This window comes from Rahnella sp. AA, assembly GCF_002834385.1.
Lineage (GTDB): Bacteria > Pseudomonadota > Gammaproteobacteria > Enterobacterales > Enterobacteriaceae > Rahnella.
In genome coordinates this window covers 490092-504085 of record NZ_PITQ01000002.1, presented here as the reverse complement: position 1 = coordinate 504085, position 13994 = coordinate 490092, and the positions used below count along the sequence as shown (strand labels likewise).

The following is a 13994-nucleotide window of genomic DNA, read 5'->3' as shown; positions in this document are numbered from 1 at the left end:
TCCTGCGCATTTTTTGCCGGAAGGGGGACCGCATTTTCTTCAACCAGCCGCTTCTTCACCGGGTAATGAAATATGCCCGATACGATAATGCTGACCGTTTCCGGACTGCACATTTCCCCCGGCCGTAAAACGTATCCTCTTCCAGTTTATTGTGTCCCATGCGGTTACGCTGATAAGCGCCTCGTTGCCGGTCTCTTCAGTGTTTAGCTGCGTGAGATCGCTGTAAGGCGTGATATCCGTAATCTGTCTCCGGGCAAAAATAGCTGCCGCTACATCGTGACTGATTCGGGCGGAAAGCACCGGATAAACCCGGACCTGCGGCCATCCGAAGGCTTTCGCGACGCCCTGAAAACCGGCGCTGAGCAGAAAACGGTGCATGCTTTCCGCGTCCTGCCACAGATAAAACGGCGCGTAGAGATTTTCCTCACTGCCCGTCGCAGTATCATCCCGGCGGGCATACAGATAGGTTTTGAAAATCAGCCCCGGAAAGCCGTCCAGCAAATGCCCGTTATCGGCAATCCGCCGTTCAATAATCCCCATATCGTAATCCGCAGGCAGCGTGAAACTGTATTGCATCGCAATCATGTATTGGCCCCTTATGAGTGGCTGATGCCGGCAATACGGAAGACGTCACCGTGGCTGAATGACCAGTCTTCGGGCTGGGTGAAATTCACCACAATCATGATATCTGCCGGGTCTATGCCGATTTCTGCGTGCAAGTTTTCGTTCAGATAACGGTACAGCGCGCCTTTCTGAGCCACATCCCGGGGTTTCCCCGCCGTGATGTGGAACAGCAGAAAATCGTCAGAGCGGCTGCTGCCCGGCCCTGCCAGATATGTCGGGTTGATCACCCGCTGATCCCGGCTGGCCGGTTCAAACAGCTGGAAGCAATCGTCTTTAGGGACTGAAAATGTCGTGACCAGCGCGTCCTGCAAGACGGTTGAAATCGCTTTTTTCCAGCCTTCGAGACGGTGTTCAGGTAGTGAAATTCGGGTAAAAGGCATGATGACTTTCCTCTGTTATTGCGGGTCGAGCGCAGCGAAACGGGTCAGCGCAGAAGCCGCGGCGGGCCATCCGGCATAAAATGCCAGATGCGTGATCACTTCGCTCAGTTCGCCGTGCGTGACGCCATTTCTGACGGCCAGTTCCAGATGAAACGGCAGTTGTTCGGTGCGGTTCAGCGCAATCAGCGCAGCGACGGTAATCAGGCTGCGGTCGCGCGCAGGCAGCTCGCTGCGTTGCCACAGGTCGCCAAACAAAACCTGCTCAGTCACTTGCGCGAGCTTTGGCGTCAGGCGCGTCATGGTTTCAGGTGGCTGCATGGGGGATGGTTTCGTGGTGCTCATATCAGGCTCCTTTTTGCGGGTGTGAAAAGGAGCATAAGGCGTTATGATTATCCTTAATATCGAAAATATCAGCAGCATTAATCCATAAAAACGGGATGATTAAACGTGGCTAAACGACCGGTAACTTTTGATGCAGAAGCGCTGCGCAGTTTTGTCGCCGGCATCGAACTGGGAAGTTTTGTGCTGGCGGCTGATCGCCTCGGGCGCTCGACGTCGGCGGTCAGCGCGCAGCTGAAAAAGCTGGAGCAGCAGGCGGGCACGGAACTGGTGCAAAAGGCGGGAAGGCATCTGATTTTGACCGCGCAGGGCGAAGTTATGCTCAGCTATGCGCGGCGGATTTTGAGCCTCAACGACGAAGCCAGCGCGGCGTTATCGGCCAGCACGCTGAGCGGCAGCATCAGTCTCGGCATGCAGGAAGATTTCGGCGAGGCGCTGTTACCGGCCATTCTCGGCACGTTCACCCGCGCGCATCCGCAGGTACAGCTTTCTGCCAGCATCACGCGAAACCAGCAATTGCTCGACGGGATCCGGCATAACGAATTCGATCTGGCGGTGTGCTGGCAGGCGGACGACGCCCCGTTTTTCCCCACCAGCCGGTCACTGGGCCGTATTCCGCTGCGCTGGGTTGGGCCGCAAAATTTCTCACTGGCGCATTATCTGCAAACCGGTGAACCGCTGCCTTTGCTGGTGTTTGAAGCGCCATGCCTGATGCGAAATGCGGCGACGACGGCGCTGGATAACGCAGGGATCCCGTGGCGGATTGCCTTTACCAGCCGTAGCCTGGGCGGGATTTGGGCGGCGTTATCCGCCGGTTTGGGCATTACTTTGCGCTCGGATTTTGGCAGGCCTGCCGCCCTGAAGGTTCTGGATGACCTGCCCGCGCCGGGTGACATCGGCATCAGCCTCCATCGGGGACAGATGCAGCCGGGCGAACCGGCGACGTATCTGACTGATGCCATCACCGGCTTTTTCGCCGCCGGGCAGTAACGGTTTTACTTTTTGGCGGGCTGGCTGCGGTAGTGTTCCAGCCGCTCGCGAAAGTAAGGACGCAGATGTTCCGGTTGCTCCATCTCAACTTCCTGTGCGTTGACGGGAAGGTTATTGCGTTCGCGCACGGCGACGGTTCCGGCCGCCAGTCCGGCACTCACTTTTTCCATTTCTTCCTGGGTAAGACCTGCGAGATTGTTATTCATAGCGTCTCCTTTTGACTGAACGCAGTTTAGCATTGTCGGCAGGCAAAAGGGTTTGCTGAGGCGACGGATTGAAATCCAATTTCACAATCAGTTTACAAAAAAGCCAAAAGCAGACCATTATTTAGTCTTCAATTTCCCGGAACGGAGCCTGACGATGACGCGAATGACAGCTAAAGATTTTCCGCCAGAACTGCTCGAATACTTTGATTTTTATGTTCACGGCAAAATGACAAAACGCGAGTTTCTCGATCTCTCGGCAAAATTTGTGGCGGGTGGCCTGTCGCTGGCGGCGCTCTCCACGCTGATGACGCCCAATTACGCCTACGCCGAACAGGTGCAGTTTACCGACCCTGATATTGTGGCGGAATATATTCAGTATCCGTCGCCGAAGGGGCACGGCAGCGTAAAAGCCTATCTGGTACGTCCGGCAAAAGCCGCCGGAAAAGTGCCGGGTGTGGTGGTGGTGCATGAAAACCGGGGCCTGAATCCGTATATCGAAGACGTTGCGCGCCGCGTGGCGAAAGCCGGATTTGTGGCGCTGGCACCGGACGGCCTGAGTTCTGTCGGTGGTTATCCCGGTAACGATGAGAAAGGCCGCGAGCTTCAGCAGAAAGTGGATCCCACCAAACTCATGAATGACTTTTTTGCCGCTGTGGAATTCCTGATGCACCACGAAACGGGCACCGGAAAAGTCGGTATTACCGGTTTCTGTTATGGCGGCGGCGTGGCAAACGCGGCGGCGGTGGCTTACCCGGAACTGGCGGCGGCGGTGCCGTTTTACGGACGCCAGCCAAAAGCCGAAGACGTGCCGCGCATCAAAGCGCCATTACTGCTGCATTACGCTGAGCTCGATAAGCCGATTACCGACGGCTGGCCGGCGTATGAGGCCGCGCTCAAGGCGAACGATAAAGTGTATGAAGGGTATGTTTATCCCGGCGTGAATCACGGGTTCCACAACGATTCGACGCCGCGTTATGACAAAGCGGCCGCCGATCTGGCGTGGGGGCGCACCATCGCCTGGTTTAAAAAGTATCTCGACCCGAAGACTGAGACGGCATAACTGAAAAGGGCAGGAGATGATCCTGCCCTTTTTGCATTCTGGCTTAATCCGACAGGGATCAGGATTTCAGTTTGTCATCAAAATCTGACGCGTCATGGCGCTCTGCCAGTTGCTGATCTGGCTCGCCCCAGGTGCGGTTGACGATACGGCCGCGTTTAACTGCCGGACGACCTGCTACTTCCGCCGCCCAGCGCTGGAAGTTTTTGTAGGACTGGATATCCAGGAACTCGGCGGAATCGTACAGGCCACCCTGCGCGAGGCTGCCGTACCAGGTGAAAATGGCGATATCGGCAATCGTGTAGTCTTCACCGGCAATAAAGCGGTGATCGGCCAGCTGGCGGTCCAGCACGTCGAGCTGGCGCTTGGCTTCCATCGTAAAACGGTTGATGGCGTATTCGATTTTGACCGGCGCGTAATTATAGAAATGCCCGAAACCGCCGCCCAGATACGGTGCAGATCCTTGCAACCAGAACAGCCAGTTAAGGGTTTCAGTGCGTCCCGCGAGATCTTTCGGCAGGAACTGACCGAATTTCTCCGCCAGGTACAGCAGGATATTGCCGGATTCAAATACGCGGATTGGCGGTTTAGCTGAGTTATCCAGCAGCGCCGGGATCTTTGAATTCGGGTTCACATCAACAAAACCGCTGGAGAACTGATCGCCTTCGTTAATGCGAATCAAATGTGCGTCGTACTCCGCGCCGCTTTCGCCCAGCGCCAGCAATTCTTCGAGAAGGATCGTCACCTTCTGGCCGTTTGGCGTGCCCAGAGAATACAGCTGCAACGGGTGTTTGCCGACCGGCAGCGTTTTCTCGTGAGTCGGGCCTGCAACCGGACGGTTTATGTTTGAGAACTTGCTGACTTCGTCTTTATTCCAGGTCCAGACTTTAGGCGGTTGATACTGTTCTGACATGAGGATGCTCCGTCTGCATTTAAGGGTGTTTAAGATTCAAAAGTCTAGCAGGAGATAATGGCGCGTGACGCTGAGAATGTGCCCTGGAGGAGTCAAGGCGATGCCTTTGGGGTGAGAACTTGGGCTTGCCGTCCAAACTGGCCTTAAGGTCAAAATCAAGACCTTGGGTTGCCACCCAAACTGGCCCAAAGGTCAAAACCTTGGGCTTGCCGCCCAAACTGACCCAAAGGGCGCGTAAGCGCGCGCCCTCTGGACACCCGCGCTTTTTTAACTGCGCGCTGCCGCTCGCTGGCACTGTTTCAGCAATATTTGCTAGTGCCGCAAAATCCCGCCGCTGCGCGGTTCCCTTCACTCGGGTTACAAACCGCGCGATAAAGATACGCGTTTTTCCTCCTCTCGCTACGGCGTGATTTTTGAAAGCGGCTGGGGGCTTTTTAGTTCGCAACCTCACTCCTTTTGATCTGAAAATTACACTGCGGCTTTGCCTTTGTTTAAAAGCCAGTGGCCGCTATCAGAAAGCTTGCTGAGTGAGAGTTTCGAGACCGTGGGCTCGAAGACCGAAACGAAGGAACCGCGTAGCGGCAAGTTTTCGCGGCAATAACTGCGGCTGCTGAAACTTAGCCAGCCAGCGACAGCGCGTGTTGAAAAAAGCGGGGAGGGATGCAAGGGAGGAAAAGCACTTTCCTCCCTTGCTCGGTTTCGGCGCGAGCCGCTGAGCGATCACCGTACATGAAAAACCGAAATTTTCTCGATCCGTTGTCAGCCCCTCAATGCAATTGAGAAACTGAAATCTTCTCGAACAAGCCCATCACTGCAAGTGAGAACCCGCCCGGGCAGCGGTATCTGCCCCATCAGTCCTGCATTAACGCACTCCTCCCCCCATCCATCACAATCGTGGTACCGGCGATGAAACCGGCCGCCGGGCTGGCGAGATACAGGCAAAGTTCACCCACTTCTTCTGATGTGCCGATGCGCCCTACCGGGTGTTTGCTGATGGTGTCCTGCCGCGATTTCTCACCGTCTTCGTGCGAATCAAACCACACCTGATTTCCGGCGGTGTCGATAAAGCCGGGTGCAATGCCGACGGTGCGGATGGCTGGGCCCCATTCGATGGTGAGGCTTTGTACCAGCGAGAGCAGGGCGCGTTTGGTGATGTTATACGGTGCGCAGCCCGGCATAGTGGAAAAGGCGTGGTTGGAGGTCATCACCAGAATGACGCCTTTGGATTTTTCCAGAAGCTCGCGACAGCATTTGGCAATGTACCAGTGGGAGCGCAGGTTCAGGTCGAGATTGTGATGCCAGTCTTCCAGCTCACAGCTGATGCCTTTGAAAACATTTTTTCCGGCGTTAGAGACCAGCACGTCAAGGCGGCCAAAGCGGGTAGTCACGCGGCTGATGAATTCTTCGATGCTTTCCGTCCGGGTCATATCGACAGAGTAATAGAAAAATTTATCAGGATATCTTTTGCTGAGATCCTGCGCGTGAGGCGCTTTGTCGGGTGCGGAAAATGCGCAGCCGACCACAATATCGCCCTGATTCAGAAAGGTTTGCGCGATAGCGTTGCCGATGCCCTGGCTGGCGCCGGTGACAATCACCACGCGCGGCGTGCGGGAAGATGTGTTCATAGGAACTCCGAAAAAGTCGTGAGGAAATTGTCGATGGTCTGATGGTCTTGTGCGGTCAGCGTCCAGCCCGGATGGCGGCAGTAATCTGTCGCAATAATCCCGCGCCGGTGCAAAATCGTTTTTTCCACCTGAATGATGTATTCGCAGTGCGTCATCCATGGCCGGATCCACGGCAAAAGTTGCTGATGCAGCGCTTGCGCCGCGTCCGTTTTTCCTGCCTGCCACAGCCGGTAAATCTGCACGTAGATTTCACTGAACGAGCAGCCGGGCATCACACCTTTACCGCCGGCTTCCAGCATTTGCAGCATGTACAAACCGGCGTAGCCGTTGAGCACGCTGGCCTGCGGCGCGCGTTGCAGGAATTCACGGGTGTAGCTGACCGGCGGGTTACATTCGATTTTGAAAACCGCATGCGGGTAGCGTGTCGCCACATCGCTGAGTTGTTCGGGCGTGATCGCAAGCCCTGTTTCCCCCGGCGCGTATTGCACCATCACGGGAATATCCACCGCTTCCAGCACCGAGAAAATGTGATGCGAAATCGCGGCAGCGTCGGGTTGCAGGAAGAACGGCGGCAGTAACATCAGTGCGTCAGCACCGCGTTTCTGATAGTCACGCGCACGTTTCACCGCTACCTCTGTGCTGTGGTCGGTCACGGACATCGCGCGAAAAATGCCGCTGCCTTGCAGGCTCGAGAGAAAACAATCGGCCAGCAGCAGGCGCTCGCTGTCGTCAAGTTTGGGGAATTCGCTGGCGATGCCAAACAGTGTCAGCCCCTGAATGCCGGTGGCCGCAAGGTGTTCCAGCATCCGGTTGAAACTGGCGAAATCCGGTTCACCCAGCCGGGTAAAGGGCATGGCGGCGATCGGATTGACACCGCAAATATCGGAAGAATGAATCATTTTTACTCCTCGTCACGGTCGGCTAAAACGGCGCCCTGTGCGGCTGGTAATGCCCAGCGGCGGTATAAACGCAGGAATCCGCGCGGTACCTGTTTTTCGACCGGCACCCAGCGGGTGCGGCGTTCGGCCAGAATCTCTGTGCTGACGTTGAGCGTCAGTTCGCGGGTGGGAATGTTGATGGTGATGATGTCGCCGTTCTGCACCAGCGCCAGGTCGCCGCCGTCGCTGGCTTCCGGCGAAATATGCCCGACGAACAGGCCGCGGTTGGAGCCGGAAAAACGACCGTCGGTGATCAGTGCGCAGCTGTCCGACAGCCCCATACCTTCGAGGCATTTCATCGGTTTGTACATTTCCGGCATACCCGGCCCGCCTTTCGGTCCTTCATAACGCAGAACCAGCGTGCTGCCCGGCGCAATTTCACCGGAAAGAATGGCATCAACGGATTCCTGTTCGCTGTTAAAAACCACCGCCGGGCCGCTGAACGTCATGAGGTTTTCCGGCACGGCGGCAGGTTTGACCACGCAGCCGAGCGGTGAAAGATTACCGTGCAGCACGGCGACACCCGCTTCGTTACGCACCGGAATAGCCAGCGTGTGGATGACTTCCGGGCGTCGTGTTTTAGACGCGGTTTCCAGCCATTGCGCTTTGGTTTGCCCGCTGACGGTCAGTGCCGAAATGTCCATCAGCGAGCTGATTTCTTTTTCGACGGCGGCCACGCCGCCGGCTTCCCAAAAATCAATCATGTCGTATTCAGACGCCGGATACAGCGAGGCGACCAGCGGAACGTGATGGCTCAGTTTGTCGAAATCCGACAGCGGCAGATGCCCGTACTCGGCTTCGTAATGAATGGCCTGCAGATGCAAAATGGCGTTGGTGGAACCGCCGGTTGCCAGCAGGTAAACCATAGCATTGCGGATTGACGCAGGTGTGATGATCTGGCGTGCATTGACGCCGCGCTTCACTAAATCCACCGCGGTCTGGCCGGTGCGAAACGCGCAATCGCGGCGCTCCTGAGAAATCGCGGGCAGGGTGCTGCTGCCGGGTAAACTCATGCCGAGCACTTCTGAAATACAGCACATGGTGTTGGCCGTGCCGTACATGGTGCAGGAGCCGGGGCCGGGTTCGGCGATATCTTCAATGTGGCGGAATTCCGCTTCGTCGATTTCACCGCGTCGTTTCCAGCCGATGGCCTCGGTGACAATATTGCCGTCCCAGTCTTTGCCGTGATAATGCGCGGGGTACATCGGCCCGCCGTTGACCAGAATCGCCGGAATATCCAGTCGTGCGGCGGCCATCAGCATGGCGGGAACGATTTTGTCGCATGAACCGAGCATGACCATACCGTCGAACCGGTGGGCGCGCATCATGACCTCAATCGAGCTGGCGATCACTTCGCGTGCGGCCAGAATATACCGCATCCCCAGATGCCCCTCGGCGATGCCGTCACACGGCGCGATGGTGCCGAAAACCATGCCAACGCCGCCTGCTTCATCAATCCCTTTGAGCACTCCGGCGGTCAGTTCATTGAGATTAACGTGTCCGGCGGTGGCGTTGGTGTAGCTGTTTACCACGGCAATGACCGGGCGGCGCAGCTGGCCGTCGGTGTGCCCCATCGATTTATACAGCGCGCGTTTCAGTGCGCCGTCGTCACCGCGTAAAACCGGGTTAAAATGGTCGTCTTGCGCGCCACCACAGGTGCCGCACGTTGTACATCCGCTCATACACTGCCTCTTTTTAATGACGATACTTCATCGGTTTCAGCCGGCTTTTCAGCATAGCGGCGGGGGTTGACCAGCCGGGCTGGCAATAAAAAAATCAGGGGTGCGCACAGCAGCAAAAACGCGGCGAGGATATACAGGCCGGTGTTGGTGCTGCCGGTGTTATCTTTCAGCCAGCCAAGTACGGTTGGCCCGAAGAATCCGGCCAGATTGCCCACCGAGTTGACCAGCGCGATGCCCGCCGCTGCCGCCGTGCCCGAAAGCAGGGTGCCGGGCAGGCTGATATACGTGGGGATCAGCGCCAGCGTTCCGGACATAGCAAGGCAAATCCAGGCCATCATCCAGAACGTGGAGCCGCTGCAATACGCGCTGAGCGTCAGCCCGACCGCGCCGATAATGGCGGGAATGGCGATATGCCAGCGCCTTTCGCTGTGAAGATCAGAGTGGCGGCTGTTCCAGACCATAAACACCGCGCCGAAGGCATAAGGCAGGGCGGCCAGCAGCCCGATGTGGAAATCGTCGCTGACGCCCGAGGTTTTGATGATCGACGGCAGCCAGAAATTGATGCCGTAATAACCGATGTTAAAGCTGAAGAAAATCAGCGCGAGCAGCCAGACGTAGCCATTACGGAACATCAGCTTCAGGCTTTGTGGTGGCTTACCCGCGTTGGCGGCCAGGCTGCGCTGGCGGTCGGTGTCCAGGTCGCGGGCGACAATGTGCTTCTCACTTTCCGTCAGCCAGCGGGCGGATTTGACGTCGTTATCGAGATAACGCAGCACCACAAACGCCAGCAGGAAGGACGGAACCGCTTCCACCAGAAACAGCCATTGCCAGTTGTGCAAGCCCTCTGCGCCTTCGAAAGCTTTCAGAATAAAACCGGAAAGCGGGCTGCCGATGATGGTGGAAAGCGGCGTGACCAGAATAAACAGGCCGAGCGTGCGTGCTGACCGCCAGGACGGAAACCACAGCGTGAGATAAAACACGATGCCGGGGAAGAAGCCCGCTTCCGCCACGCCGAGCAGGAAACGCAGCACGTAAAACTGCACGGGCGTGGTGACAAAGATCATCGCCGCCGACAGAACCGCCCAGCTGATCATGATCCGCGCGATCCAGAAGCGCGGGCCGAAGCGTTGCATCATCAGATTGCTCGGCAGCTCAAACAGAAAATAGCCGATGAAGAAGATCCCCGCGCCGACGCCATACACCGTGTCGCTGAAATTCAGCGCGTCCTGCATATGTAGCTTGGCAAACCCGATGTTGACGCGGTCGAGATAGGCGAAGAAATAACACAAAATTAAAAACGGGATCAGGCGGCGCGTGATTTTGCGGTAAACCGCGCCGGTCGCTTTTTCAGGATCTGGGGTTGTCATGTTTTACCTCTTTGTCATCCTATGGGATCAGCGCTGATTGCCGATGCTTCTCAGCGGTAAACCGGCCATGAGATTTTTTTCGATGTTTTCCAGTGAGATATTTTTGGTTTCAGGGACGAAGATCAGGGTCAGGACGATGCAGACCACGTTGAGCGCGGCGTAAAGCCAGAAGGTGCCTGCGCTGCCGATGGTGTCAATGAGCGTCAGGAAGGTCGCGCCGATGATCATGTTGGCAATCCAGTTCGCCATCGTGGAGCAGGTGACGCCAAAATCGCGGCCTGCCAGCGGCTGGATTTCAGAGCACAACACCCAGATCAGCGGCCCGGCGCTCATGGCAAATCCGACGATGAAAATCAGCAGTAAGGTGACGGCGGTGTATTGCTGCGCGAGGCTGGTGATGCCCACGAAGAACATGTAACCCATCAGCGCCATGCAAATCGCCATCACGCTGAAACCCAGTTTGAGAATCGGTTTACGGCCCCAGCGATCCACCAGACCGATGGCGATAAAGGTCGCCAGCACGTTGGTTAATCCGGCAATGACCGTGCCCCACATCTGCTGTTGCGTGGAGGCAAAACCGGCAATCGCGAAGATTTTCGGGGCGTAATACATGATGACGGTCATACCGGTGAACTGCTGCATGAACTGTAAAAGCACACCCAGACAGGTGGTGCGGCGGAAATTGCCGTTGGCGCGGAATAACTGCCAGCCGCGCTGTTTCATCTGCACGCTCTGGCGGATGGCTTCCAGTTCGATGTGTGCTTCGGCTTTGGTCGAACGCAACAGCAACAGCACCTTTTCGGCCAGTTCACTTTTGTTTTTCATCATCAGCCAGCGCGGGCTTTCGGGCAGCGTTAAGACACCGCCGAACAAAATCAGCGCCGGGAACGTAATGATGCCCAGCATCCAGCGCCAGTCACCGCTCTGGCTGAACGCCGTATCCGAAAGAAACGCCGCCAGAATGCCGATGGTGATCATCAGCTGATAAAGGGAAATCATGCTGCCACGGATATGCTCGGGCGCGATTTCGGAGAGATAAAGCGGCGCCACAAATGAGGCCACGCCGACCGCCGCGCCCAGCAGGAAACGCGAGACGATAAGGATTTGCAGATCAGGCGCAAAGGCACAGCCGACGGAGCCGGCGACGAACAGCGCTGCACCGATCAGTAACGTTTTTTTGCGCCCGATGCGCGTACACAGCGGCCCGCTGCATAACGCACCCAGCGCGGCGCCGAGCATCATCACGCTGACCACCATTTCCTGCTGATGACTGCTCAGCCCGAATTCCTGTGCCAGAAACGGTAACGCGCCCGCGATTACGCCCATGTCCAGCCCGAACAGCAGGCCAGCCAGCGCGGCTAGCAGGCACACCAACAGGGTTTGCCGGTTGGTGTGCGGAACCGACCGGGGAATGATATTCGTCGTCATAAGTCACCTTTGAGATTATTTTGATTTTTTATGGGTTTTTACAGGGTGAACAGGGATGCCCGCTGTCCTGCGTAGGGCGTTTCGTAGCGCAACAATGCGCCATCCGTGGCGGACGGCGTTCTGAGCCCGTCGCGCGCCGAAGTGATGTACAAATCCTGAAAATTTCTGCCGCCAAAAGCGCAGCTCGACGGCTGCATGACGGGTAAAGGGAATGTCGTAAGAAATTGCGGTGCGTACTCATTTAGCAGATAAGCCGCCAGACAAGCGCCGCCCCAGCGGGCGTTGAGCAATATGCCTGTACGGGTCACAGCGGAACCGTCGGCGAAAACATCGTCCGGCAGCGGCCAGGTGCGCAGCGTAGGGTGCGTAATAAGGCTGGCCGGGCTTTGGTAAAAGCAGTGCGCGCAGGTATCGATGAACCAGGCGTGACCGCCGTGCCAGACCAGCGTGTTCGGGACATGCTGATCGCCAAGCATTTTCACCGGCTGCACGTCGCCGGTGGCGAAGCGATACCAGCCGCCGAGGGCGTTTTTAGCAGTAACATCCATGGTGCTGAACCACACGGAGCCGTCCGGTGCGACAGCGGCTTCGTTCGGGCGCGTGGCGGCGGTTTCCGGCCAGTCGCACAACGGATAATGGGTCATTGAGTGATAGTCATACAGCCGGATGCCTTCGCCGGTGACCAGCAAAAAATGCTCCGGCCGGTCAGTCAGCAATGCTGCGCTGCACGTAAATGGCAGGGTGTGGATTTCAACGCGATCTTCCTGATATGGCCAGTAGCGCAGGATCCGCTGCCGGACGATATCGACCCAAATCAGCGACTCTGAGCGGAAACACCATACCGGCGTTTCGCCCAGCTCTGCGCGGTAATCACCGATGACCGATAAATTTTGCAGTACGGTGCTTTTCATTTTTGCGCCGCCTGCTGCCATGCCGCCCGATACGCCAGCGCCCGTTCGCGCAGGGCAGAAAGCGGGATGCCGGGCTGATACAGCCCGCCACCCAGGCCAAATCCGTTCGCGCCCGCCTGCAGATAAGCGCGCATTTGCCCGGCATCGGCATTCACGCCGCCGACCGGCAGGCAAACCGCTTCCGCCGGTAAAACTGCCCGCATCGCCCGGGTGACTGCGGGTGTAATTAATTCAGCAGGGAAAAATTTCAGCGCGCTGGCTCCCGCGCGCAGCGCCGTAAAGGCCTCGCCCGGCGTGGCAATGCCCGGCAGGCTCAGCAGCCCGAGTTCCCCCGTGGCGCGGATCACCGACGGCTCCATGTTCGGGGAAATAATCAGCTGCCCGCCAGCTTCCGCGACCTGATGCACCTGATGTTCTGTCAGCACGGTGCCCGCGCCGACAAAGCCGCGTTGCCCGACGGTTTTCGCCATGATAGCGATGGATTCCAGCGGGCGCGGGCTGTTGAGCGGTACTTCCAGATACGTAAAACCGCATTCGAGCAGCGTTTGCGCCACATGCTGCGCTTCCTCCGGCGTAATACCGCGCAAAATGGCAATCAGCGGCAACGTACATTCCTGCCAGCGGCGGGAAAAATTCAGGTAATTCATGCGGATTCTCCGTGAAGACACTGATAAATCTGCGTCATGCCCTGAATGAAGCACGCATTGCCATCGGCAGAAGTGAGGGTGATCCCGAGCTGTCTTGCGGCGCAGGTATAACGTTCCGTTAAGGCGGGGGAACCGACGATCCACGCTTGTTTTCGCACCATGGCGTGTAACTCCGCCCCAATCAGTAAACCGGAAAGATAGCTGGCGACCTGCGCGGGATTGAGCACGCCGTTCAGCCGCAGGGTGCGGGCTGAAAACAATGCATTACTCAGATGCGGTGCGTGCTGCGCGTGAGTGACGCCAAGGGCGAAGGCATACCCGTCTTCCGGCGCCTGAGGCACATCACGCCCAAGCAGTGAATGGCTGAGCATCACCGAATAAATCTCGCCGGTCATGAACGTGCTGAACTGCCGGATCTCACCGTTATGCAGTTCGGCGTGTTTGCTGTGCGTGCCGGGCAGGATCACGTACTGGCTCTCCTGCGACCCGGGATGCAGCGCCGCCAGCCCGATCAGCTGAATTTCTTCGCCGCGCATGACGTCGGGTAAACCGAAATCATTGTTCCCGCTGACGCCCGCAACAATCCGGCAGGGGCTCCCCCACGGTGTTTCCAGCGTGGCGGTACACTGCGCCAGTTGTCGTGATCCGGCGGGCAGCGTCACATAAGGCACTTCCTGCCAGCCCTGTTGCGAACCGACCATGCCCGCCATCAGCAAAGGAAGCTGTGGAAATTCGTCCAGCCAGTGCCGGATAAGCGGTCTGAGCGCGGTGGCAAACTGGCGGTCAGGCACATGCAGCAGTCCGCAGGGCGCGCTGACCGTGTCAATGCATTCGTGTTTTTTCATCAGAAACGCCCGAAAATTCGAGGTTCCCCAGTCGATGGCAAT

15 protein-coding genes are annotated in these 13994 nt (G+C 57.4%); 2 read left to right on the top strand and 13 right to left on the bottom strand.

What is annotated here, in order from left to right:
- Positions 1–39: 39 nt before the first annotated feature.
- The 3 genes from CWS43_RS07045 to CWS43_RS07035 are packed head-to-tail and all read right to left on the bottom strand — an operon-like array spanning position 40 to position 1346.
- Positions 40–585, bottom strand: coding sequence for a DUF4865 family protein (locus tag CWS43_RS07045; protein ID WP_101076202.1), 546 nt, complete (start codon positions 583–585; stop codon positions 40–42).
- A gap of 11 nt (positions 586–596) precedes the next feature.
- A complete protein-coding gene (locus CWS43_RS07040; RefSeq protein WP_101076201.1) occupies positions 597–1004 on the bottom strand; it encodes a tautomerase family protein in 408 nt (135 codons plus the stop codon).
- A 15-nt stretch (positions 1005–1019) separates the two neighbouring features.
- Complete coding sequence (locus CWS43_RS07035) at positions 1020–1346, bottom strand: carboxymuconolactone decarboxylase family protein (RefSeq protein ID WP_101076200.1); 327 nt, start codon at positions 1344–1346, stop codon at positions 1020–1022.
- A 105-nt stretch (positions 1347–1451) separates the two neighbouring features.
- On the opposite strand from CWS43_RS07035, the gene CWS43_RS07030 reads away from it, so the two are divergent.
- Positions 1452–2333 carry a LysR substrate-binding domain-containing protein gene (locus tag CWS43_RS07030; RefSeq protein ID WP_101076199.1) on the top strand — a complete coding sequence of 294 codons (882 nt, stop codon included), beginning with the start codon at positions 1452–1454 and terminating at the stop codon, positions 2331–2333.
- Between the two features lie 5 nt (positions 2334–2338).
- Here the strand turns inward: CWS43_RS07030 and CWS43_RS07025 are convergent, their stop codons facing one another.
- Positions 2339–2539 carry a DNA polymerase III subunit theta gene (locus CWS43_RS07025; RefSeq protein ID WP_101076198.1) on the bottom strand — a complete coding sequence of 67 codons (201 nt, stop codon included), beginning with the start codon at positions 2537–2539 and terminating at the stop codon, positions 2339–2341.
- 154 nt (positions 2540–2693) lie between these two features.
- Between CWS43_RS07025 and yghX the strand changes: the two genes are divergently transcribed.
- Entirely contained in the window at positions 2694–3599 is a 906-nt protein-coding gene (gene yghX, locus CWS43_RS07020) for a YghX family hydrolase (RefSeq protein WP_101076197.1), read from the top strand.
- Positions 3600–3657: 58 nt separating this feature from the next.
- On the opposite strand, the gene yghU is transcribed toward yghX, so the two are convergent.
- The 9 genes from yghU to CWS43_RS06970 all read right to left on the bottom strand — a co-directional run bounded on the left by yghU (position 3658) and on the right by CWS43_RS06970 (position 13952).
- Complete coding sequence (gene yghU, locus CWS43_RS07015; protein WP_101076196.1) at positions 3658–4509, bottom strand: glutathione-dependent disulfide-bond oxidoreductase; 852 nt, start codon at positions 4507–4509, stop codon at positions 3658–3660.
- 851 nt (positions 4510–5360) lie between these two features.
- A complete protein-coding gene (locus tag CWS43_RS07005; protein ID WP_101076194.1) occupies positions 5361–6134 on the bottom strand; it encodes an SDR family NAD(P)-dependent oxidoreductase in 774 nt (257 codons plus the stop codon).
- Positions 6131–7033 carry a dihydrodipicolinate synthase family protein gene (locus tag CWS43_RS07000; protein WP_101076193.1) on the bottom strand — a complete coding sequence of 301 codons (903 nt, stop codon included), beginning with the start codon at positions 7031–7033 and terminating at the stop codon, positions 6131–6133. Before CWS43_RS07000 ends, CWS43_RS07005 begins: the two co-directional genes overlap by 4 nt.
- A gap of 2 nt (positions 7034–7035) precedes the next feature.
- Complete coding sequence (gene ilvD / locus CWS43_RS06995; protein WP_101076192.1) at positions 7036–8754, bottom strand: dihydroxy-acid dehydratase; 1719 nt, start codon at positions 8752–8754, stop codon at positions 7036–7038.
- Positions 8751–10121 carry an MFS transporter gene (locus CWS43_RS06990; RefSeq protein WP_101076191.1) on the bottom strand — a complete coding sequence of 457 codons (1371 nt, stop codon included), beginning with the start codon at positions 10119–10121 and terminating at the stop codon, positions 8751–8753. The genes ilvD and CWS43_RS06990 overlap by 4 nt, the downstream gene beginning before the upstream one ends.
- A gap of 27 nt (positions 10122–10148) precedes the next feature.
- Complete coding sequence (locus CWS43_RS06985; protein ID WP_101076190.1) at positions 10149–11549, bottom strand: sugar porter family MFS transporter; 1401 nt, start codon at positions 11547–11549, stop codon at positions 10149–10151.
- A gap of 38 nt (positions 11550–11587) precedes the next feature.
- Positions 11588–12460, bottom strand: coding sequence for an SMP-30/gluconolactonase/LRE family protein (locus CWS43_RS06980; RefSeq protein WP_101076189.1), 873 nt, complete (start codon positions 12458–12460; stop codon positions 11588–11590).
- On the bottom strand, positions 12457–13107 hold the full coding sequence (locus CWS43_RS06975; protein ID WP_101076188.1) for a 2-dehydro-3-deoxy-6-phosphogalactonate aldolase: 651 nt from the start codon (positions 13105–13107) through the stop codon (positions 12457–12459). The genes CWS43_RS06980 and CWS43_RS06975 overlap by 4 nt, the downstream gene beginning before the upstream one ends.
- A complete protein-coding gene (locus tag CWS43_RS06970; RefSeq protein WP_232776719.1) occupies positions 13104–13952 on the bottom strand; it encodes a 2-dehydro-3-deoxygalactonokinase in 849 nt (282 codons plus the stop codon). The genes CWS43_RS06975 and CWS43_RS06970 overlap by 4 nt, the downstream gene beginning before the upstream one ends.
- Positions 13953–13994: the final 42 nt, after the last annotated feature.